The 22146-nt window shown below is 40.2% G+C and carries 15 protein-coding genes; 4 read left to right on the plus strand and 11 right to left on the minus strand.

What is annotated here, in order from left to right:
• Positions 1 to 506: 506 nt before the first annotated feature.
• From FXV91_RS09390 to FXV91_RS09400, 3 genes are all read right to left on the minus strand, one after another.
• Positions 507 to 728 carry a hypothetical protein gene (locus FXV91_RS09390; protein WP_229390325.1) on the minus strand — a complete coding sequence of 74 codons (222 nt, stop codon included), beginning with the start codon at positions 726 to 728 and terminating at the stop codon, positions 507 to 509.
• Positions 729 to 1705: 977 nt separating this feature from the next.
• On the minus strand, positions 1706 to 2875 hold the full coding sequence (locus FXV91_RS09395; protein WP_229390326.1) for an ABC transporter permease: 1170 nt from the start codon (positions 2873 to 2875) through the stop codon (positions 1706 to 1708).
• Between the two features lie 115 nt (positions 2876 to 2990).
• Complete coding sequence (locus FXV91_RS09400; RefSeq protein ID WP_229390327.1) at positions 2991 to 4142, minus strand: hypothetical protein; 1152 nt, start codon at positions 4140 to 4142, stop codon at positions 2991 to 2993.
• A gap of 520 nt (positions 4143 to 4662) precedes the next feature.
• Here FXV91_RS09400 and FXV91_RS09405 point away from each other — a divergent pair.
• Complete coding sequence (locus FXV91_RS09405; RefSeq protein WP_229390441.1) at positions 4663 to 6120, plus strand: cobyric acid synthase; 1458 nt, start codon at positions 4663 to 4665, stop codon at positions 6118 to 6120.
• A gap of 1109 nt (positions 6121 to 7229) precedes the next feature.
• Here the strand turns inward: FXV91_RS09405 and FXV91_RS09410 are convergent.
• Entirely contained in the window at positions 7230 to 8411 is a 1182-nt protein-coding gene (locus FXV91_RS09410) for a hypothetical protein (protein ID WP_229390328.1), read from the minus strand.
• Between the two features lie 141 nt (positions 8412 to 8552).
• Positions 8553 to 8876, minus strand: a complete 324-nt coding sequence (locus tag FXV91_RS09415; protein WP_229390329.1) for a hypothetical protein — start codon at positions 8874 to 8876, stop codon at positions 8553 to 8555.
• 492 nt (positions 8877 to 9368) lie between these two features.
• Here FXV91_RS09415 and FXV91_RS09420 point away from each other — a divergent pair, with 492 nt between their 5' ends.
• Together FXV91_RS09420 and FXV91_RS09425 are read left to right on the plus strand one after the other, a co-directional pair.
• The gene (locus tag FXV91_RS09420) at positions 9369 to 9938 is read left to right on the plus strand and encodes a DUF4352 domain-containing protein (protein WP_229390330.1); all 570 of its coding nucleotides are present in this window, start codon (positions 9369 to 9371) and stop codon (positions 9936 to 9938) included.
• A 135-nt stretch (positions 9939 to 10073) separates the two neighbouring features.
• On the plus strand, positions 10074 to 10352 hold the full coding sequence (locus FXV91_RS09425; RefSeq protein ID WP_229390331.1) for a hypothetical protein: 279 nt from the start codon (positions 10074 to 10076) through the stop codon (positions 10350 to 10352).
• A gap of 216 nt (positions 10353 to 10568) precedes the next feature.
• On the opposite strand, the gene FXV91_RS09430 is transcribed toward FXV91_RS09425, so the two are convergent.
• On the minus strand, positions 10569 to 12428 hold the full coding sequence (locus FXV91_RS09430) for a hypothetical protein (RefSeq protein WP_229390332.1): 1860 nt from the start codon (positions 12426 to 12428) through the stop codon (positions 10569 to 10571).
• Between the two features lie 398 nt (positions 12429 to 12826).
• Complete coding sequence (locus FXV91_RS09435; RefSeq protein ID WP_229390333.1) at positions 12827 to 13075, minus strand: hypothetical protein; 249 nt, start codon at positions 13073 to 13075, stop codon at positions 12827 to 12829.
• Positions 13076 to 14766: 1691 nt separating this feature from the next.
• Here FXV91_RS09435 and FXV91_RS09440 point away from each other — a divergent pair.
• Positions 14767 to 15495 carry a hypothetical protein gene (locus FXV91_RS09440; RefSeq protein ID WP_229390334.1) on the plus strand — a complete coding sequence of 243 codons (729 nt, stop codon included), beginning with the start codon at positions 14767 to 14769 and terminating at the stop codon, positions 15493 to 15495.
• A 282-nt stretch (positions 15496 to 15777) separates the two neighbouring features.
• On the opposite strand, the gene FXV91_RS09445 is transcribed toward FXV91_RS09440, so the two are convergent.
• Genes FXV91_RS09445 through FXV91_RS09460 form a run of 4 tightly spaced genes read right to left on the minus strand, consistent with a single transcriptional unit; the run spans position 15778 to position 22065 of the window.
• The gene (locus FXV91_RS09445) at positions 15778 to 17352 is read right to left on the minus strand and encodes a hypothetical protein (RefSeq protein WP_229390335.1); all 1575 of its coding nucleotides are present in this window, start codon (positions 17350 to 17352) and stop codon (positions 15778 to 15780) included.
• On the minus strand, positions 17343 to 18572 hold the full coding sequence (locus FXV91_RS09450) for a Coenzyme F420 hydrogenase/dehydrogenase, beta subunit C-terminal domain (RefSeq protein WP_229390336.1): 1230 nt from the start codon (positions 18570 to 18572) through the stop codon (positions 17343 to 17345). Before FXV91_RS09450 ends, FXV91_RS09445 begins: the two co-directional genes overlap by 10 nt.
• Before the next feature lie 2 nt (positions 18573 to 18574).
• The gene (locus FXV91_RS09455) at positions 18575 to 19021 is read right to left on the minus strand and encodes a hydrogenase iron-sulfur subunit (protein ID WP_229390337.1); all 447 of its coding nucleotides are present in this window, start codon (positions 19019 to 19021) and stop codon (positions 18575 to 18577) included.
• The gene (locus FXV91_RS09460) at positions 19021 to 22065 is read right to left on the minus strand and encodes a CoB--CoM heterodisulfide reductase iron-sulfur subunit A family protein (protein ID WP_229390338.1); all 3045 of its coding nucleotides are present in this window, start codon (positions 22063 to 22065) and stop codon (positions 19021 to 19023) included. Before FXV91_RS09460 ends, FXV91_RS09455 begins: the two co-directional genes overlap by 1 nt.
• Positions 22066 to 22146 lie beyond the last annotated feature (81 nt).

A 22146-nucleotide genomic window follows, 5' to 3' on the forward strand; every position in this document is an offset into this window, starting at 1 on the left:
AATAAAACAATAATCTGCTCTAGACTCTGAAAACTGCCCTTATCACGCCAGATAGAGAAGAAAGGTATCTCAGACAAAAAAGAAAAAAGGACCAAAATTATAAACCAGAAAGTAAAAATGAAATAAAAAGAACAAATACTAAAAACGATAGAAAAAAAAGAACAAATACTAAAAACGATAGAAAAACCGGCACAGATACGAACAAAAAGTGATTAAATACGCATTAGCAGCACTCTTTTCTCTCTTTTTAACGTATGTTTTTCGTGCTTTTTTTGTTTCCTCCTAATTTCGTTCTCCTTTTAAAGAGTGTCAAGCAAGCTGTCGGGGCCGCTTTTGACGTGAAAATTAAAAAGCGATAGGGTTAAGGAAATTATTTTTCTGGCTAGCAGGGCGGTCCAGTCCTTTATGGAGGGGAAACACGTCTATCAAAAAAGTTTATCGAAAATGGGTACGACTATTTGAAAGGTAAAGGTATCGAGGAATCCGCCGATTAGAAAATTAAGGCTTCAGAGAAACTCAAGGCACAGAGATACGTAATATTCCCTTGTAATTTCTTTTAGCCAGTCTGGAACCAGGCAGTACCTGTCAACAATAAGCTCATTCAGGTAGTAAAGGGACTCTTCAGTTTTGCATTCACTGAGCCTTTTTACAGCCGTCCTTCTCGCCCATGCAGATCTCTCGTCGTCAAGAATCTCAAGATAAAGCTGGTATTCTTTACTATCATCCATTACAATAAAATTATCTGCCAAAGAATATAAATATTTGTATCAGGTGTCAAAAGCGCCGATATCCGTAAGGTTTTCAAGAGATTTTCATGGATTACAGCTGATTCCTAGCGGGTAGGACAATTTTAGGATTTTTCGACAAAGAGTCTGGGTAATAAACTTTAAGAACTTGAGATAAATCAAAAAAATTAAAGGTATTTCTGAAGAAGATATTAGCGTAATCAAAAAAACAGATTGCTGAATAGAATAAAATAAAAGGGATTCCCTTTATGCAGTGATCAGCTGCCAGCAATCCCCCACTCAAATGTTCGCTCTGTGCTACAAGTTAGCGCTCAAAAATACAATACAAGTGTAAATATAGTTTCCGAAATTCTTTTGAAAAACCGAAAATTATGGAAAATGTTTCCTGAAGCCATCCCGATGAGCTCCTGAATAAGGCTACAACAAGTACGAAAAAAATATGAGGACATATGTAAAAAAGTGATTTCAGGTTATAGAGTGTAAAAATAGGAAAGGAGAATTCCCACGCAATGATCAGTTGATGAGAATTCCTGCACAAGGTTTTGTTCGCTATTGTTCGCTATGCTTACGAAGTAAGTAATCATTAGTCAAAAAAGATATATAATTACCGGGATTGAAATTTCAATCCTGGTGGCATATTGGACCGCGTTGAAATGTTTAAAGCCAGCAATAATTTTAAGAGCATCGTTAATTTTTTTGCCTTCATAAATTATTTTGAATGAAAAGAAGAGAGGCGGGAAAGAATTATGATTACAAATGTCTTTTCATTTATGCATCTTTTTACTTAGAGAATATATATTCAACTGTACTTACGCATTTATTTACTTTTATGCATTTATTTACTTTTATGCATTTATTTACTTATCTCTTTTCCTTACTTTACCTGAGTTTTGCATTTTTTAAATTTTATTTCCTTCCAGGCATATTCCACTTTAACTGTACAAATCAAATCTTCGGAATCATCTTGTGCTTATTGCTTTTACAGGGTCCAGCTTTGCTGCCTGCCGCGCAGGATAGATCCCTGTAATCAGGTTCAGCAGAAATACAGCAACAATAATGACCACGATATCCTGAGGGCGTACAACAATTGGGATAAAAGTAATACCACCGTAGACATCGGAAGAAGCTGCCGGGACTTCATACTGGCCTATTGCCAGAGCTACAAGGACTCCTGCAAAAGTACCGGCGAGAGCGCCCATCAGGCCGAGGATTCCGCTCTGGAGAATGAAGATCCTCTGGATGCTTGAAACAGAGGCACCCATAGCGCGGAGCATACCGATCTGGCCTGTTGCTCCGATAACCGAAAGGTTCAGGGTACTGACCACTCCGAAAGAAGCTATGATAATAATAAGTCCATATATGACGTTGTTTGAAGTGCTTTCTATAGCAATGGTACGGAGGATTGCAGGGTTTGTTTCTGTCCAGCCTCTTGCCCTATAACCGGTTTCTTCGATCTCGGCTGCGACTTTCCGATCCTGATCAAAATCCCTTAGCCGGACTGAAATGCCATTAACCACATCCGTGACGTCATAAAATTCCTGGGCAGTATCCAGGGAGGTATAGGTCAGGGACTCGTCCAGAGGAGACCCCGTATGAAAGATCCCTACAACTCTAAGGGAAAGAGGATTTGCATTTGGAAAAGATACACTTACGGAGTCGCCAAGATTAACTTCAAGTTTATCTGCCAGCCTTGAGCCTATAACCACTGTATTTCTTGAAAACTCAAGTTCCCGGAAATTGCCTTCAACCATATCTTCTTCAATAGAGCTGATCTCATTTTCCTGTGAAGGGATGATGCCTCTAAGCTCGGAGTTGAGGGAATTGTCCTTGAACCTGAAAGAAGCCTGTCCGGTAAGGAAAGGAGAAACTGTGGAAACTCCTTCGATTGAACTGATCCTTTCCGTAAGAGTCCTGTAAAGATAGATGTAATCCTCACCTTCCTGCGGGGAAACCGATACATGAGGGAGTTTATTCACGGTAGTGTTGTAAAGCTCCCCTGTAAAACCCACCATAAGGGCTTGAGAAACCGTAAGTACCATCACTGCAAGGGCTATTGCTCCTACCGAAAGGAGAGTCTGGAATTTTCTTGCCCTGATCTGCCTGAAAGCAATAAAAAGTTCATAGTGCATGGAATTCACGGCTTTGTTGAATTTTATTAAGCTTTAGTCGGATTTTTCCTGATCGGTGCATCTGTGTTTTTATGCAAACTGATTTTTATGCAAACAAGCTTAATGCAAACGGATTTTAGTGCTGCTTTTTAAGAAGGGCAAAAACCATAATAAGCCCTGCAACGCCGAAAGCAACTGAAAATCCAGGGATGCCATCCCCATCGTCTTCATCTGAGGTTTCGTTTCCTGTATCAGGGTTTACTTCGCTTGCATTCGAGGAAGAAAGATCAGACTCAATAATGGTTTCCCTGCGTTCGATAACATCGCCATCGTTGCCGAAAAGTTCTATCTCAAGCCTGTAGACCCCTTCCGTGAGCCTTTCATTCCAGGCGACTTCAACGGTCTCGTCATCATCATTCAACAGTACGGGGACTCTTTCCCTGACAGATTCAACAAACACGGAACTGCCATCCTCTGATATTGCCTGAAGTTCATATACGGAAAAAACCAGGCTTCCTTCAAAAGGCACCTGGGAACGCCCTAAAACAGTTGCACTTGCTCCGGTCTCATCCTGATAAATGTCAGTAATATCTGCATCGTCTCTGGCAGTGAAACGCTCTGTTGAAGCTATGAACCCTCTGTTTGGGGAATAAACCTGGACCTTCACTCTTCCTGCATACTCTTTATTATTCTCGAGGAGAGAACCCCATGACGCAGAAAAGGCTTCCGGGACGCTGGTCAGGGATGCTTTTTCGGTTGTTGCCCTGTAAATGACATCTTGCCCGTCTACAAGCATATACTCGATATCAAAAAGTGAGGCCTGATTGGGGGAGAGAACAACAGTGATCCCTTCGGAGTTAGGGACAAGGTCATCGACCTGAAGCCTGGCAGCAGAGTTACTGCCGTAAACAAAACCATATTCCGATTCTGAAAGCGCCTGCCCATTTTCCAGAAGTCTTGCTTTTATAGTATAAGCTCCACGTTCGGCATTTCTGACATCCCAGAAGCCGACTTTCGTGACTCTCGTATTTGCAGGAAAACTGCCAGTTGAGAACTTCTGTTTAGCAATGACCTCTCCAGACCCCCTTCCTGGCCTGACCAGAGAAACCTCAAGGGTCAGGTTCTCTTCCGGCTGGATTGAGTAAAGTGTCACATCAAAAGACTCGATATCACTGAAAAGTTCGGCTATGCGGGCCTGACTTGTTCCGCCGACCTGAGAGGTATTTGCTGCAGAGGCCGGAAGAACAGATATAAGAAATAAAGCAAGTACAAAAAGCGCGGCTTTCATGGTCTTTTTTCCCCGTTTGATAACAAAAAGATTGTTTTGATCTTATTTAAAAGAAATGTAGCCGGATAAATACACTTATTTTCATGGAAAGCAGCAGGATAAACAGAGAGAAAAATGGAGATAAGCAAAAAAAAATGAAATAGAAAAGCAAAAAAAAGAAAGTCGAAAAAAAGTCGAAAAAAGAGTCTAAAAAAGAAAGACAAAAATAAGAAAACAGAAGTCGAGGAAACAAAGGTTGAGAAGACAAAAGAGCAGAAAATTAAAAAGTTTTTCAAATTAACTAAACAAAACCTGCAGTGAATCCGAAAGTATTTATTCTTTAGTTGAAGTATATGAAGACAATTATTAAATCTAAACAAGTTTACTTGATTTACAGCTACGAGATCAAAAAATCCCATTGTTGATTTTACTGAGATCGTTATTTAATAAAATCGTTATTAAATTTAATAAAATCGTTAGTAAATCATCCTGTACTGGAATTATATAAAAAATACGTGTTCAAGCAGAAGGTATGGTAAAAATGGAGAAGAAAAGCCTCTTAATCCTGGGAACCGCCTCTCATGTTGGTAAAAGTTCAGTTGTGACTGCAATATGCAGGATCCTGTCCAGAAGCTACAGGGTTGCCCCCTTCAAGGCCCAGAACATGAGCCTGAATTCCTGGATCACAAAAGACGGAAAGGAAATAGGGATTGCGCAGGCAATCCAGGCAAAAGCCGCAGGCACCGAACCCACTGCAGACATGAACCCTGTCCTCCTGAAACCCAAAGGAGATTGTGTTTCCCAGGTAATCCTGCTCGGGGAACCCTATGCTGACAAGAGTGCAGGCCAGTATTACGATTCCATTGAAGAGATGCATGCAGTCCTTAAAGGGGCTCTGGAAAGGCTCTGGAAAGAACACGACGTCATTGTTATGGAAGGAGCCGGAGGGGCTGCAGAGATCAACCTTTATGAAAGAGATATCGTAAATGTAGGTACTGCCAGGCTCACTCAGGCTCCGATAATTCTTGTAGGGGATATTGAAAGGGGAGGCGTATTTGCAAGCCTTTACGGCACGGTTGCCCTTCTGCCTGAAGATGTAAAGAAGAACGTTAAAGGGTTTATTATCAATAAATTCAGGGGTGACCCTGAAATCCTGAAACCCGGACTCAAGCAGCTTGAGGAAATAACCGGGATCCCGGTGCTTGGAGTCCTTCCTCATTTCAAGCTCCGCATCCCCTCTGAGGATTCGGTCTCCCTCGGGGATAAAGAAGGTTCAAAGACAGAAAGAGAAATTGAAATCGCAGTAATCCGCCTGCCCAGAATCTCAAACTTTACTGATTTCGAACCCCTTGAGGGGCTCGTAAAAGTCCGCTACGTAGACATTGACGAAGAACTCGGAAACCCTGATGCAATCATGATCCCAGGCACGAAGAACACGGTCAACGATCTCCTTGACCTCAGGGCAAGCGGGATGGACAAAAAAATCCAGGCTTTCAAAGGAAAAATCCCTATCTTCGGAATCTGCGGCGGCTACCAGATGCTTGGCAGGACTATCTTTGACTCCGGAGTAGAAAACGGAGTCGAAGCTGAGTTTGAAGGTCTCGGGCTTCTGGACATAGGGACCAGATTCGGGGCATATAAAAAGAGGACAGTCCAGGTAACAAAGAAAATCAATGGACATGGCCCTATTCTGAAACCCATAGACGGAGAAGAGATAAAAGGTTATGAAATCCACATGGGAGTTACCGACTCGAACCGTACCGTTTTCGGAGACGATGGAGCCATTGATGAAAAAGGCCTTGTAATAGGCACATATCTTCACGGACTCTTTGATAACAGGAATATCAGAAACGCCCTTGTCCAGTATCTCTGCGATAAAAAGGGGCTGGAATACACACCTGAAGAGATCGTGAACGAAAACGATGCCTACGAAGAGCTTGCAAACATGTTTGAGCAAAACATTGACATGGAAAAGCTCTACGAGATTGCCGAGCTCTGAAAATATCCTGGTCCGCAAAGATAAATAAAGTACTGAAAACACGCTCAAGCAGGTGCTGCTGTCCTGCAGTATCTGCGGAAGTCGTTATAAAATACTACAATATGCCTGCATGGAGCAGACTCCGAAACCGGTTGGCGCCGAGAGAAATATAGAACAGGTATTGAGCGAATTCTAGAGAGCATATGGAGAATACTGGAACTAAAGAAATGGTACTATTGGGGTAAGTACAATGCTCGCGGAGGCATACTGATCCCCAGAATCTGCTCAACGTTTAATAATTTTCATCTCTATCTATTTATTCATTGTGAATTAATTCTACTTATTTTAAATAAGGTCTATTTGTAGTCAAACTCGTCTGTTTTAAGTAGCGTAGGTAGTCACCCACTTCTACTTCATTTCCTAGAAAATTGGCTAGTTTCAAACCTAGTTGAGGTAATGATCAATTCTGCCTGAATTGCAAAAGAATTATTAGAGGGCACTACATTATGTCGCAGCTTGATTGGAGGAATTAGGAGTTCGAATTCTACCCTTCGCACTAAAATTCGGGGATATAGGTAATATCAATTTTTTGTACGCTACTGAAAAAATTCAACGGCACCGATTTTTCCGAAGTTGTCCTAACAAAAATTGATTCTTATTTTTTTGCAGGCTTCGCTCAATAAAAAGTGTGTAATTTTTTGTACGTTGTTTTGTGAAACTAATTCTTTATTCTCGTTTCTATATAGAACTCATTCTTGAAATGATTTTAATGAAAACAATACTTTTCTGAGATAGTGCGCTTATTGACTCTAAATTTTGTTTTTAATCCCACATTCCGCAGTATTTTTTCGAGAATCAACATTTTTCCTGATTGCGTTTTTGGAACAGATTTAAGTAATTATGACTATTAATGTAATTTGGTGAAAATTGATCGATATCGTTTTTTGGCTCTAAATACTCCATATAGTTGCTTTTACCTCATGCATAAAAGTCCAATAAATCGACGTATATTCAAAATCGATAGCAGGAAAAATCATGAAATCTGAAATTTTACTGCGGAAAGTGGGTTTAATGAAAACAAAACTTACTAAGAAAAAAATTATCAGATAAAGAAAATATTAACTTTATATTCAATTTCGGTAATTTGTGTATATTCCATATATTAATATACTAAATAGAACGGAGTCAATAATAAATAACCATAGTAAATATGTTGTGAATTGTTCTGGGGTAAATATTGTTACAATGCCTATTGCATAAGTAATAATAACGAGGAAAATAAAAGCTTTATATAATCTTAATATTCCGGTTTTATATGCAATATCTGAGCACTCAAGTCTTACATGAAAATTTGACAGTGTTTTAGCGAAAGTTTTTATGTTTTCCTTACTAAACTTAATAATATAATTGTGGCCGAATCTTCTAGTTTTTATATTTTTAAGATTAAAGCTTATGATACTTGATAAGTCCAAGCATAAAAACAAGTTATTTTCAGAATACAGATCTTTAAATATATTTACTTGGGCTAATAATTTTTCTCTTAATGAACTCTCTTCTTCATAGTAGCGATCAATTATAGATAAAACTACAGTTCCACCAACTGCTAATGAAAAATAGAATCCAGCCAAAGAAAGTTGATTACTTACTGATTCAATCTTAAATTTATATATATAATTTAAAAGAAGAAGTGGAAAATTAACATAATTACTTGGTATATTATTGAACATCCCATTCTGTTCATAAAAAAAGAATTGATATATACTTATTAATGAAATTAAGATTATATATGAATAAACAGTTATACAAATGTTGTCAAGCGTGATCTTTAAAAATCTAAACAATAACTTTTCCAGTGAATTATATCCTATTCTTATCATTCTATTGATTACTACAAAAAGCAATATTGGCAAAAATAAGAATGACAATACAGATAGCAAAAATAAATTAGGACCATAAGTGACATTAGAAAGCATAGAAACTGAAAAGAAGAATGCAGCGGATAATATAGGGATAAAATAGTTAAAGTAGGGAAAATATTTATACCTTTTATATTTTAAATTAAAAAATATGAGTTCTTCAAGTGAGTATGCTTGAAAATAATAATGAATATGTTTTATAACTGATATTTGCCCTTCTGGAGTTTTCTTAAAGTGCAATTCATTATAAAGCTGTTCTAAAGACTTTGTTCTAAATATCTTATAATAGAAGAAAACAGCAGCACTGTGAGAAATAAAAACAAAGATAAATACTAATAAAAATTTACCCACATTTACGAAAAAATGCTCAATAGAAACTAAGTCCATAGTATTCATTATCCAATACTTATTAGAATCTAAACCTAATGTATTCGTATCTCGTTTATTTCTTAAAGGTTTGTAAATCAATTAAATCTAATAACATATTAGTTCATTGAAAGACTCTTAAACTATGTGCCTTAATTATAATTTACATACTTAAAAATTATAATATTTTATAATTTTTCTCATTATGGGCGTATTAAAATTTAACTTTCCATCTCCTGCTTTTTCCTTTAGATACTTTAGCTCACTTCTGTGTTTAATCCCTATTTTTCGGGCTTCTTCAGGAGTTAAAGCCAAAATCTTCTGCTTGATCTTTTCCTCATTAGTGAAAACTTGAGCTCCTATTACATCTAAAGGCTGATCCTCAATATTATTTGCTTCTTTCCCTATGTAGACCAATCCATCAGCCTGAATATGTTTTTTCTCAAAAACTCCTATACCTCCATCAAACTTGTTTTCTGGATGCTCAACATGCAATATGGTTCAGCTCAATAGTTTGAAATAGTGTGATCCTTCTTTAATTTCTCCCGTTTCATAATCAATAAATGGCCCATGAACTATGGTCTGAAAATTCTTGTTGAAAGGCGCTAAAGGCTTAACAGCCTTACTGTTATGCCTTCAAATCTTTTCTGCATCTGGACGAAATCCAAGAGCTAGGAAGCCACAATATAAGCAAGACAGAAACAAAGAAACGAAAGCAAAAGCCGTATTATTTTTATTTTTATTAATAATGATTTTATTGAAAAATTAAACATTATATAACCTATTTTATCCTTAAAAATCATTCTGAAAACAGCAAGTTATAAAATGAAGAAGGAATCTCTGAGTTTTTTCATTTGTCTTTTTTGACTTCAATGATATTCATCTTTGCTAAAAGAATTGCCTATTTTTATATAAAACAAAATAAAAACGTTTTAATATTCCACCTTTCAAATTTCATTATGTTATTGGATATTTTGAGGTGGTTATTTGAAAAAATATTCTTTTCTTATTTTGTTTGTTTTGCTGGCTTCAATGCTGTGTATAGGATGTACAGGCTCAGGTAATGAAAAATCGTTAGATCAAGTGCAAAACACTTCGACCTCTTCTATAAATAAGGCAACTCCTTCTCAAAATTCCGAGTCGTCTTTTAAGATTTATAATATCGGCAAAACAGCTACAGATGGACTGACAAAAATAACAGTCAATGGAGAAAGATATACAAACTCAATCAATGAAATCCCTGATGAGGTTGTAGAGGCAGGAAACGAATCTCAATTTTTAATTCTTAATATCACTCTTGAAAATATAAGCCCTAACCGCACAAGAACCTATGCTATTATGCAATATAAGATATTGAGTCCTGATGGATCAACATATGAATGTGATTATGACGCAAGTGAAGCATTATCAAAAGCAATTGATGTGGCACATGTAACACCTGGTAATATGCGCCGTGGAGAACTCGCATTTGCAGTTCCAAACAATAGTACAGGATTACAATTTGAATTCATCTATGATCCTCTAAACAGCGCTGATGCGGTTGTTTTTAATCTCTGATTCAAAAAGCCATCCTGGTAAGAGTTCCTCTTTTCGGGATGCTTTTATAATCATTTGAAGGGCTTCATATCTGGCCTATAGCTTGGGCCTGCCAAGAAAAGATAGCCTTTTGAGAGATTCCATTAAATTTGATTTATGAACGAAAAAGAAGAACTTAAGGCTAAAGCTCGGGAGCGTATAAAATTAATTGACAGTCATATAGTTTGTTTGAAAATTGAACGCTGTTATTGGGAGAAAGTTCTCACGGGAGATAAATGTGAAATAACGGAACGTTTGCAGCCCGAAGATTTGAAATTAATAAAGCAGTTGTATGAGAATCACAAAGAGATAATCGAGCATCATATTAAATTCGAAAATGGACTAGATCAGACTGCTGCTTTTATTGTAAAAATGATTGCTTTAGGAGAAATTTAAACATGAACGCCTACTTTTATATGGCCTTATTTATAACTGCTGTGTTTTTTTAATCAATTTTTTCTGTTAGAGTTTGCAGTAAACGATGGAAACGTGAGTATTCTTAAGGTACGTGGAATAACTGAGTTAAAAAAGCATATTATGAAGAAAATAAGATAAATAATACAGTTTACGTTATTACAAAAATTCAACATTAAACAATCTTCTTCTACTATGTCAGTCCCGTTTATGTTGTAAATATTCTTCAAATCCGAAGTAGAAATCTTGGAAAGGTTTGATATAATCTGTAATGTCTTCAAATTTATCCCGTCGTTTATCATTAGCGAGAGTAAAAAATGACGTTTCTTTTCGAATATATTCACTCTCAAAAATAGACCTTATATCAGAGTTCTTTGAATGTTTAATTTGAGAAACTATCTTCTCAGTAACCCAATCGGGGTAATTTTTCATGATATAAGCACCGATGATCCATAAGTATATCAAAGAACGCTCGAACGTTTTGCCATACTTAAATGTATAAATGTATTTTTTTCTATCCTTATAATAAATCGGTAATACTTTCACACATTCTGGTTCACTTTTATGCTCCTTTCCAAAAGCGTTTATACTATAAGATCGGCGAATTAAAAGTACCTGTTTTTTTTCTTCATTAAGCTCAAAGTTGTAATTAATGCTTGAATCCCCTCTGTTAAGAATTAAAGTTTTGCCATCATCTGCCATTTCCATATTATAAACTGTATATAGCATTCGCGTATGCTCTTTGAAAAACTTATTTATTTTATCTAAGTCTTTTTTTTGGTAATAAAAACCTTTAATATCGTCCCAACAGAATAAGGGTTCCCTGTTTTCAGTTGATTTTTCAGCTATTTCTAATAACATTTGAGCTAAAGTAGGACTTTCCTGGTTACTCCAATCTCCTTCTATTAGGCTCAATTGATTAGGGAGAACCATACGTAAATCGTGAGATATAGTTTTCAAGAAAGTAGTCCTAATCTTCTGAATATACATATATCCAATATTAAATAGAATTTCACACGAAACACATACATTCGATTCATCAGAGTTTTTATCGATACTACCAACACAAAGTTCTCTAAACCCGTTTGTGATATTCCAAGCAATTGGATATTCGGGCAGACCAATATAATGATGCATTACAGGCCAAGGAACTGCATAATAACCGATATTCGTTTTTCGATCCATTGCTAGAAGACCTAAACTTTCCAATTCAATAATAGCTTTTATAGTTGATTTTTCTAAATTGTTCTCAATACTAAGATTAGCCAGATTCCTGATGCAAGTTGTAATGTCCATAACTTCATCTGGTAGTGCTTCTTTCAGTGCACTACGGCCTAATTCGCCTAATCTAGAAATGTTATCTGAAGAAACCACATCTTTTCCAGAATAAATTGCATCTTTTGCCTCGCTATATAATTTTGAGATACCCCCTTCATATTTCGCGATTCTATTAATTTTAATAGTGAATGGTATTATTCCTAGAACGCAGAAAACTGCTAAGGTTAAATCTAATGCTAATAAGTCTATGTTTCCAATAGAAGACAAATTAATTGAATGTATACCTATTTTCAGTTGTAGTAAAGGTAAATTGGTACCAATTTTTTCCAAAAATGAAAGCAAATTGATTGAATATATCCCTGTTATCAATTGCCATATAGGAAAAATTATACCTACAGAAAATAGGATAATGTACCTCTTTGTCCATTTATCCATTACTTTATCTAGTGCTGTAAATATCCCCATAGTTTGAGCACCAAAAATAGAAATTGTAAATGCAAGGGCAAAAAATGCTGCAAGGCCTTGGGAAATAGAACTGAGAAAATATTGAATGTTACTTATATTATTTTCATATGAATTTGAATACAAATGAGTCAGATAACCCACCAATAGAGCACAAATAATACAAGCAGCTACCCAGCGAGAAACATTACTGCGTAGTTCTTTTCGTATTTCCCGCCTAAGATCTATCAAGTAACCTTCTATTTTCTGTAGAGGATCTACTATCAAGAACTTAATAACTTTTAATATAATTTTTGCTGAAGATTCTAAAATATCCAATATAAGATTTATTAAGAACCCTATAATTTCCCTAAAAATGTTTCGATCAATCGTATCTATAGCCTATCCCGAAAGTTAGTATTGTATGTTGAAAAGTCGTAGGTATATAATATTAGAGTATTTGTTTCGATTCGAAAGGCTCCTAAAAAATGCAAATCATAATTTCCGTTACTTAAACTTTTTACTAGCTTTCCCATCACAGTTACCCTTGGCACCAAGACATCCACTAGGTTATTCTCGGTGGCTTCAGGTAAAAGGTTCATATTCAATTTGCTGTTTTTCCTGTATTAGGCTTTAAGAATGTACAGCTCTTGCTTTTGTATGACTCCATTTAACTGGCTTGCTTGTCCCTCATAGCCAGCTGTTCAAAAATGCCTGTAAATAAATCACTTTAGAGATTAGATTAACCCATTAGAAACCAAGTTTTCCCAAGCCTTAACCCTCTCCAAAACATGACTGTTAAGGGTAAAATGCTTGTCACTCTTGGCGTTTTGCTTCATGTAATGTAGAGTCCCCTTAGAAAACCCTAACTTTTTCCAATCTGAATAGGAAATATTCAGGATTTTTTGCCTGATTTCATAGGAATCAACCCTCTGCCCCCCAAACTCGGGGAGAACAAAATCAAGTTCTTTTGTTTTCCCTGCCAATGGGCTAACCCCCTAACCTTTAAGAGAAGGGTAAGCCTTCAAGAAATCTGTTTCTCCCCATAACCCACGGTCCCATCAGTTAGAAAACTCATTAACTATTTCCTTGGCCCCTGATTCCTTTAACCTCGTATTCTCATGGAAAAACTGGAGACTTATTAAAAGATGGGTTCTTCTGAGTTTCAATGGAAGAATAGAAACTGTTATTTATGGTTACTGTAATTTTGTAGACAAGACAAATGTCCACTTATCCTCTACGAATTTATCTCATTAAAGGAAACCTGGAAAGTTGAGGTCAATGGAATAATGTCTTAAGTAAATATTATTGAGGTTATATTATGAGCATGAAAAAAGACTGTATCCATTATATGATTATTCTAAAGCCTGATTACGAACCTGGAAGTCAAGAGGTTCAGGATAATACTGAACAACCAGCTTGCCGAAGGGAAAAATTTTTAGCAGACTCTTGTCCTCCGAATTGCGAGTTGTATGAACGTTTTGTTTTGTACGAGTGATAAAGCAATACTGTTGGCTTTTTAAAATTTACCAAAACTTCCGCCATTGTTTTTATTCGTGGTAATTTCAGGCAATAGCTTCATGTTCAATTTACTATTTTCCTGAATTAAGCTCTGAATAGGGACTGCTTGTTCATGCATATTTTCATTTAACTTTTCTATATGGTTATCTCTATCTGGCTATTCTTAGTGTGCAACTGTTCGTAAAGTGCCTGTATTTGAATTTTCAGAAATTATAGGCTTTCATAAATGTAAAAGTTTATTATTTCTGACATTTTGTTTCAAATCTTATTTTTCTTCGACCTAATACCCCAAAAAAGACAGAAAACGAGTCAAGAAGTCGATTGACGCAAAGTTACGCCGAATTACTATAGTGATTTGTGGTGGCTGGTATTGGTTTGAAGGGCTTTCATATATCGCGAGTAATAAGACAGAAGAATCTAAGAGTAATACAGGCGGAAAAAGAAGCATTACGTATTCTTTTCTAAAAGCTTTGCCTGAAAAGAGATTGTTGAGCGGTTAGAGAGGAATATGGGGAGTATTTTGGGGATAAAAATTGATACCATTTGGGGGGCTGGTATGTTTGCTCGTAGAGGGTGGATAAAACCCAGAAAGTTAGCCGCTCAACAAATATAATTTTGCTGCTAAGTATTTATGTCTTATGAATTTATCTTACTTATCTAAGGTTACTAAATTCAAGCCTCAAAGCATATAAATACCGCAAAATTTCGACATAGTTTGAGGTGAAATCCTGAAAAACGAGGAGCGATTTTTAAAAATTAGATATCATTAAAACCTGCGGAACGCAAGGATTTTTTCAATCGTTTATTTATATTCTGTTTTAATAACAGGTGCTGTTTCATTTTTGACTGCTGCCAGACCTGTAAAAGTGCTACAGATCAGGACAGGCATGATTTACCTGACCCCGGGATTCATAAAAAGCTTCCGGAATCTCCCTGATTTCCTTTCTGCATAAATGTAACGCCAAAACAAAAGGAAATATATACTCATGAGTATTACGGACAATCCAGTGTAGGGAGAAATTTTAAAACTAATAAAGTTTGATCTATCAATAAAAATGCTATTCAAAGAAAATTAAGTGAAAATATTACAACTTATCAAATATTTAGTGATAATGTATGCATGGAAAGCCAGGCACACATAACTGGAGGATTTAAATTGAGATATTCATTTCAGAGGAAGTTCCTTTTTATGATAATCCTGTTTTGTGCAGTCTCAGGAATTTTAATGAGTCCTGCATCTGCAAATGTGAAAGAATGGCAATTATCTCCGGCTTCTCCCAGTATAGGAGACAAGGTTACGATTTCCGGGACTGCAGAAAAGAATGATATTATAGATGTATCGATTTTGCATGAAGAAATGGTTCCTGTATCAGGAAAAAATTACATTTATCAGATAAACAAACTGACGATTCCAGAGTCCGTATCCGGCAATAAGAATTTCTTCGAAGTCAGTGCCACTGGTGAAAACGGTATTGTAGTCAAGGACATGCATATACGAGTTAAGAAATTTAAATGGATTTCCAGGCACACTAATGCCAAAGATGGCACTGCTACAATTTCTCAATCAAATGTCCCGTCGTGGATGAGTTATTTTGTAAAAATCGACGGAGACGTTGTCTCCAAAAAAGAAGCATCTGAAAAAAACAAGGACAAAAGTAATTCAAACAATGGGCAGGTAAAACTTACATTCGAAACTTCTTACGAAGCTGCAAAAGCTGACTTAAAGGGAAATTTCATTTGCAGCTATGATACAGACTCACTTCCTGCGGGCGATTACACAATAACTGTAGGAGGCATTGCAAAAGAGTTTACCCTTAATCCCGAAAAAGGAAAAGAGCTTCAAGAAAAAGAACTTAAAGTAAAAAAGAAGGTAAAAGGGCTTTAAGGTAACTTTCCTGATGATTGCTTATTAATGCTTAACGCATAAGCGAAAAACAGGATGAAAAAGAAAAAAGAGTATGCAGCTCAATAAAAATATCTGATCCCATGGAAGTATCTTTTACTTCCATGGAGCTATCTTTTACTTCCATGGAGCTATCTTTTACTTCCATGGGGCTTCTTTTACTTCCATGAAGCTATCTTTTACTTCCTGCATCAGCTTAAATTAACAGTTAAATTAACAGCCATATCAAATTAATATTGATACCTGTACAGAGCCTTTTTTCTTTTACCTGACTGAAAACTTCACTTCAACTCCTGGGAAACCTGTAATCGGGAGCCTTTGAGAAGAAAGCAAATAGCCATCTTCAATGCTTGATACTCTGAACTTTATATCAACGATTTTTCCTTGAGACCTGATTTTTACAGTGCCTCCCTTTACAAGCCCCAGCCTCCTGATCATACGCAGGTTCAGTTCGACAAAATCGTTCTCATCTTCAAGCCCGTGCCACATGAAAGGGGAAAGAGAATAAACGAGCGAAGCTGAGATCGAAGCTGAAGAATATTCTTGGAGGGATTCAGAAAGGAATATGGAGCAGGATTTCTGACCGGGTTCGTATTTTGAACATGGAGCTTCAGTTTCAACCGGCCCGGAGCAGGGTTCAGCAGGAGCCCGGAAGGCAAACTCACCTGCTTTCTTCAATCCGAAGTCTTCAAACACCTCTTTCCGGGCCGATTCGAAATCGAGCTGTTTTCCGAAAGCTGCCGCCAGGCTGGAAAGGGCATCGAAACTTAGAGTAGAGTCTCCACCTATTGAAAGTAGCCTTCCTTCCGCATTGAGTACTGTACCCTGTTTGCGGTAAAATGGTTCGGATGCGATCACTATGTCAGCAAGCCTGGAAAGCTCCCCCCGACTTGAAGTCTGGACTATCAGGGAATCCAGTTTCGAGAGAGCCCTTACTGCAGCCTCCCGGTCAGGAGTAAGTTCGAGAAAATCGGATTCCAGGCAGAAGAGGGTCTTTATTTTTCCGGAATCGATGCCCTCAAGCAGCTTTTCCAGTGTACACTGCTTTGTGTTCGCTGTAAGCAGCCCTGCACCTGCAGAATTTGCAAAGGGCTTGAGGATGAGGGTTTTTGAACCGGAAACCTCTGCAAGTTCCAGGACTGCTTTTATGTGCTCAGGGTCCGAGTAAGGATGAATATCGGCTACAAGCACGGAATCCTGTGAAGGAAACAGGAATTTCCCGTATTCTCCTGGTTTCAGGCAGAACTGCTCGTCAGCAACAGGCAAATGCCTGGGACCTATGCAGACAATTTTCGCTCCGTTCTCTTTCGCCCTGAGAACCCTCCGGAGGAGCAGGGGATACTGAGAATAGGGGTCAACAAAGAGAAAAACCTGTTTTGCTTTTTCGACTTCCTCCAGGGACATATTCCGGTTGAGTGCAGCGTGCATACTAACCGGAAGAGAAGAATAAACGCCCATCCCGGTCTCCACATCTTTGTCGAACGCACCTGCAAGGACTGAGAAAGCCTTCTGTTCTTCATTTGTTGCGTTCCCCACCGAAAAGAAAGCCAGACTTTTTACAGGTGCGGTTTTCAGAGCCTCAATCGATGCTGAGATAGCGGCTTCGAGTTCGGACTTCTGTCCCTTCACCATTGAGGTCTGAGGTTCAGCATAATATAGAGGAAGTTTCAGCCCGAAACTGCAGAGTTTGCCTGCGTTTACCTGCGCACTTTTCCGGAAATCCACTGATACCAAAGCCTCTCCGGTTTCGGAAACGGTTTCCCTTAAATAAAGTCCGCAAGCAAGCCCGCAGCCCGGACATATGCTTGCATACACATTCTCCCTGTTATTTACCTGCATGTGCAGCCACCTCCTTCTTTATCTTCATTATCTTCGAGTTTCAGGGCAAAAAAGGGCGGAGTCCTGTCTGACATGCCCGGGAGGTACCTGTATTCTTTCTGGACAGGCACCGCAAAACGCTGGTAAAGGCGAGTGAGCGGAATTTCCGCAGGGCAGACATCTTCACACTGCCCGCAGCCTATGCAGGAATCCGAGAGGTGCAGGAAACGCACCATGTGAAAAAGGGACATTTTGTGGCTGTCCGCAAGGGAAAAGTAAGCAGTGCATTTTGAGTCCTCCCCGCAGGTGCAAACAGGACAGACTGCTTTGCAGGCTCCACAGTGGATGCAGTTTTCAAGCTCCTTCCGGAAATACTCGAAGCGTTCTTTTCCATTTTCAATAGGGGCAAAAACTTCAGTTTTCCTTTTCTCGCTCATCCCGAGCATTACTTTGTTGACTTTTTCCCGGGCAGAAATACTTTTTCCATCAGGCTGCATAACTTCGGCAAAGCCTGCACTAACGGTATTTCTCAGGAGTTCTACCCCTTTCTCAGTCATAACTTCCACAAAGGTGACCTTTTCTGCAAGGTCACCCGGGACCCCCCAGTTCCCGCAGGCCAGGTCAGCGTTCGTCGGGATCTTTACCTGACAGTAGCGGCAGGAGTCTCTTCTTCCGAGATCTTCGGCTTCAAGGTCATCAATAGGGACCGCGTGCTCTTTACCGTCTTTTGTGAAGAAAACGAGCTTGCCTTTTACGATTTCTTCTCCCGCAATCTCTTCAGGATCGAGCCTATAGATAGTTTCAAGCATCTTCCGGACTTTTTCGGGGTGCATTGTTCCCCCACAGTTCAGGCCTATTACATAAGTATCCTCAGAGGACATGACATTCCTTTTCACCCTCTCAACGACTGCCCTTGCATCGCAGGGCTTTGCTGGCAAGGCTGTTTTTCCCGAGCAGGTCTCTGGCTTCAAGTACCTGGCAAGGTTTACGGGCACTGAATGCATGGAACCTGCTGATTCCAGAACCTCCTGAACGTCCGAAGTAAATACAGGATAAGCTTCGAATTCGCTGACCTTTTTCAGGACAAGCACCCTGTCCACAAGCCCGGTTTCAAGGGCAGCTGCGAGCACTGCAGTCACAAGCCCTCCGGAGGCTCCGCGCGATCTCACATCTTCGGATGCAGCCCAGCCGAGCAATTTATCCCCGACCTTAATGTCGGCAGCAACTTTCAGTTCTGACATTTTCAGGCCACCCCTTCGGGTTTTAAGACACTCGGACCAAGCTGCCTGACCTGTTCCGTAACCATGCGGACAACCTCAGCAAACTTTTCACCTTCCGATGCCGAGATCCAGTTAAGCTGCAGCCTTTCTTCTTCAAGGCCGAGCTCTTTCAACATCGAGCGCATAAAATTGAATTTTACAAGCGTTTTTTCGTTTCCATTTATGTAATGGCAGTCTCCAAGGTGGCATCCCGTAATTAGCACGGCATCGGCTCCTTCAAGAAAAGCGGAAAATACATGCACAGGGTCCACCCTGCTTGAACACATTACACGGATGATGCGCATGCTTGCAGGCTGCTGGAAACGCCCGATCCCGGCTCCGTCTGCGCCTGCATAGGAACACCAGTTGCAGCAGAACATTACAATCCTGGGTTCCCATGATTTAGAGATTTCAGTTTTCTCAGGTTCCATTAGCGGACCTCCTCAGAATAAGTAAAGACATCTTTTACCTGGGCAAGGAGCTGATCATTTTTGAAATGCTGCTGGTCGAGTGCCCCTGTAGGGCAGCTCATAGCACAGGCTCCGCAGCCCTTGCAGAGAGCCGGGTTGATCCCGGATTTCTTTGCTTTATAAAAAACGCCCTGCTTTTGAAGCAAAACTTCTGTTAAGCTGATTGCCCCGTAAGGGCAGACCTTCTCACAGGCTCCACACCCGACACAGAGTTCTGTATCGACTTTTGAGATAACAGCACTCGATTCCAGGGACTTTCTTGAGAGAATAGTACATGCCCGCGAAGCTGCAGCTGCAGCCTGGGCAATACTTTCGTCCACAAGTTTGGGAGCCTGGGCTGTCCCGCAGAGAAAGACCCCTTCGGTTGCAAAGTCCACAGGCCTCAACTTTATATGGACTTCCAGGAAAAAGCCGTTTGAGTCCAGAGGGACTTTAAACATAGGAGCAATCTGTCTGTTTGAAGCAGGAGCCACAAGCGGTGCACTCAGGACTATAAGGTCAGCCTCGATTTCCAGATCAAAGCCCGTAATCTCGTCGTATACTCTGACCTCATTTTCCCCTATCCAGGGCAGCCGAGTATCGGAATAGGCTATAAAGCGGACGCCTGCAGCCCTTGCCCTTGAGTAGAGTTCTTCCCATGCCCCGTAGGTGCGCATTTCCCGATACAGCACGTGTACGATAACCGAAGGGTCCCTTTCCTTGATGCGGAGGGCATTCTTAACTGCAGTTATACAGCAGACCCTGGAACAATAGGGGCGTTCTTTATTTCTGCTCCCTGCACACTGGACCATTACCACATGTTTTGCCTTGAAGTCGCCTTCGAGCTCTGCTTCAAGCTCTGACTGAGTGATAATATTCGGGAATTCACCATAGCTGAAGTATCCTGCGGGCGAAAGCTCTTCGGCTCCTGTTGCAAGGACTGCGACTGCAAACGAAACTTCCTGTTCTCTGTCTTCTCTGTCCCTTACCCGGCCTTTGAAATTTCCAACCGATCCGTTGACTTCAATCAGTTCTGAACCGGTCATAACCGTGATTAGAGGATGAGCCCTGACCTTCTCGAGAAGGGGAAGAAGGATTTTTCCGGTTTTTCTGCCGTCCTGAAGAGCTGTTATGTCCCTGAGGAGCCCTCCGAGTTCGGGTTCTTTTTCCACAAGCAAAACTTCAAACTCATTTTCTGCGATCTCGAGAGCTGCATGAAGGCCTGAAATCCCCCCTCCTAACACGAGTGCATTGTGCCCGAGAGATAGTTCCTGTTTATAAAGAGGAGCAAGGCACCTGACCCTGGAAACCCCCATCCTTACGATATCCTTTGCTTTCTCAGTGGCTTTCTCAGGCTCCTGCTGATGAATCCAGGAGCAGTGTTCCCTTATGTTCACGAGCTCAAAAAGATAGGGATTCAGCCCTGCAGCCCTGCAGCTCTCCTGGAAAAGAGGCTCGTGCGTTCGCGGGGTGCAGGAGGCTACAAGTACCCTGTTCAGCCCGTGTTCGGCAATCATTTCTTTAATCCGTTCCTGGGCGTCTTCGGAACAGGCGTACATTTCTTCTCTTGCAACAGCCACATTTTTAAGCGTGTTTGCATAGCTAACCACTTCAGGGACATTAACAAAGCCTCCTATGTTCGTGCCGCATTGGCAGACAACCACGCCGACCTTCGGTTCGCCTGCAACCGCCTTTTCCGGTGGAAACTCTTTTTTGCTCTCCAGAGTCCCGCGGGCAGGAGAGAGCAGAGCCCCGGCTTTTGCGGCAGCCCCACTTGCCTGAGCTACTGTATCAGGGATATCTTTTGGACCCTGCACAGCCCCTGCAGCGAAAATTCCAGGCCTGTTCGTGCTCATGGGATTCTCTATTGAAGTGTTTATAAATCCGGCTCCCGTAAGCCCTACCCCAGCAAGCCTGGCAAGTTCTTTGCCTGATTCGGAAGCCCCTATACCTATTGAAAGGACCACCATATCGAATTCTTCATGGGCTATGCTGCCATCCTCGTTTTCATAAGGAATTCTCAATTCTCCTTTCAATGGATTGGCTTCAACGCAGGAAGGGCGAGAACGGATAAAACGGACTTTTTTCTCATTTCTTGCGCGCTGGTAGAACTCTTCAAAGCCTTTTCCGAAGGCTCTTATATCAATATTGAAGATTGCACATTCGATCTCCGGGTCGTGCTCTTTTGCGATCACTGCCTGCTTTACCGCATACATGCAGCAGACCGAGGAGCAGTACTTTTTCGACAGCTTCTGGTTTCTCGACCCCACACACTGAATAAAAGCGATCTTTTTGGGTTCTGTTCCTTTTGAGGTCTGGAGATGCCCGTGATAGGGTCCGGATGCATTCAGAAGCCTCTCAAACTGAAGTGAGGTTACAACATCAGGATGTTCGGGCCTGTATGCTTCAAGCCCTTTCGGGTTAAAAGCCTCAAAACCCGCAGCAAGGATTACGGCTCCGGCCTTGAGAGAGAGCTTCTGATCTTTCTGAGCGTAGTCAATAGCTCCCCTTTTGCAGACCTTTGCACAGTTCCCGCATTTGCCTTTGCTCAGGTAGATGCAGTTTTCAGGGTCAATTGTCATGATCCTGGGAACAGCCTGCGGAAAGGATAAGTAAATAGCTTTCCTCGGGGCGAGCCCTTCATTGAACCCGTCCGAGACTTTTTTAGGGCATTTTTCAATGCAGTCCCCACAGCCAGTACATTTTGTCTCGTCCACGTATCTGGATTTCTTCTTGATTTTTACAGTAAAATCTCCGGCAACCCCGTCAATGGCAAGGACTTCGCTATATGTGAGTAGTTCTATATTCGGGTGCCTGCTGGCTTCCACGAGTTTGGGAGAGAGGATGCAGGCTGCGCAGTCCGAAGTAGGGAAAGTTTTGTCAAGCTGGGCCATTTTTCCGCCTATGGTCGGCCCGGATTCTATAAGGTAAACTTTATACCCGCTGTTAGCAAGGTCAAGGGAAGCCTGCACCCCGGCAATCCCTCCCCCGACGACAGCTACTGCTCCGGTTATGTCCGTTTTCATGCTTTCAGCTCCTACAGATGTTTTTCAGATAATTCTGCTTCAGTACAGTTTTTTCAGTGTTTGTCAGTGATCTTTAGTATT

It is taken from the genome of Methanosarcina sp. DH2 (assembly GCF_020804225.1).
GTDB lineage: Archaea > Halobacteriota > Methanosarcinia > Methanosarcinales > Methanosarcinaceae > Methanosarcina.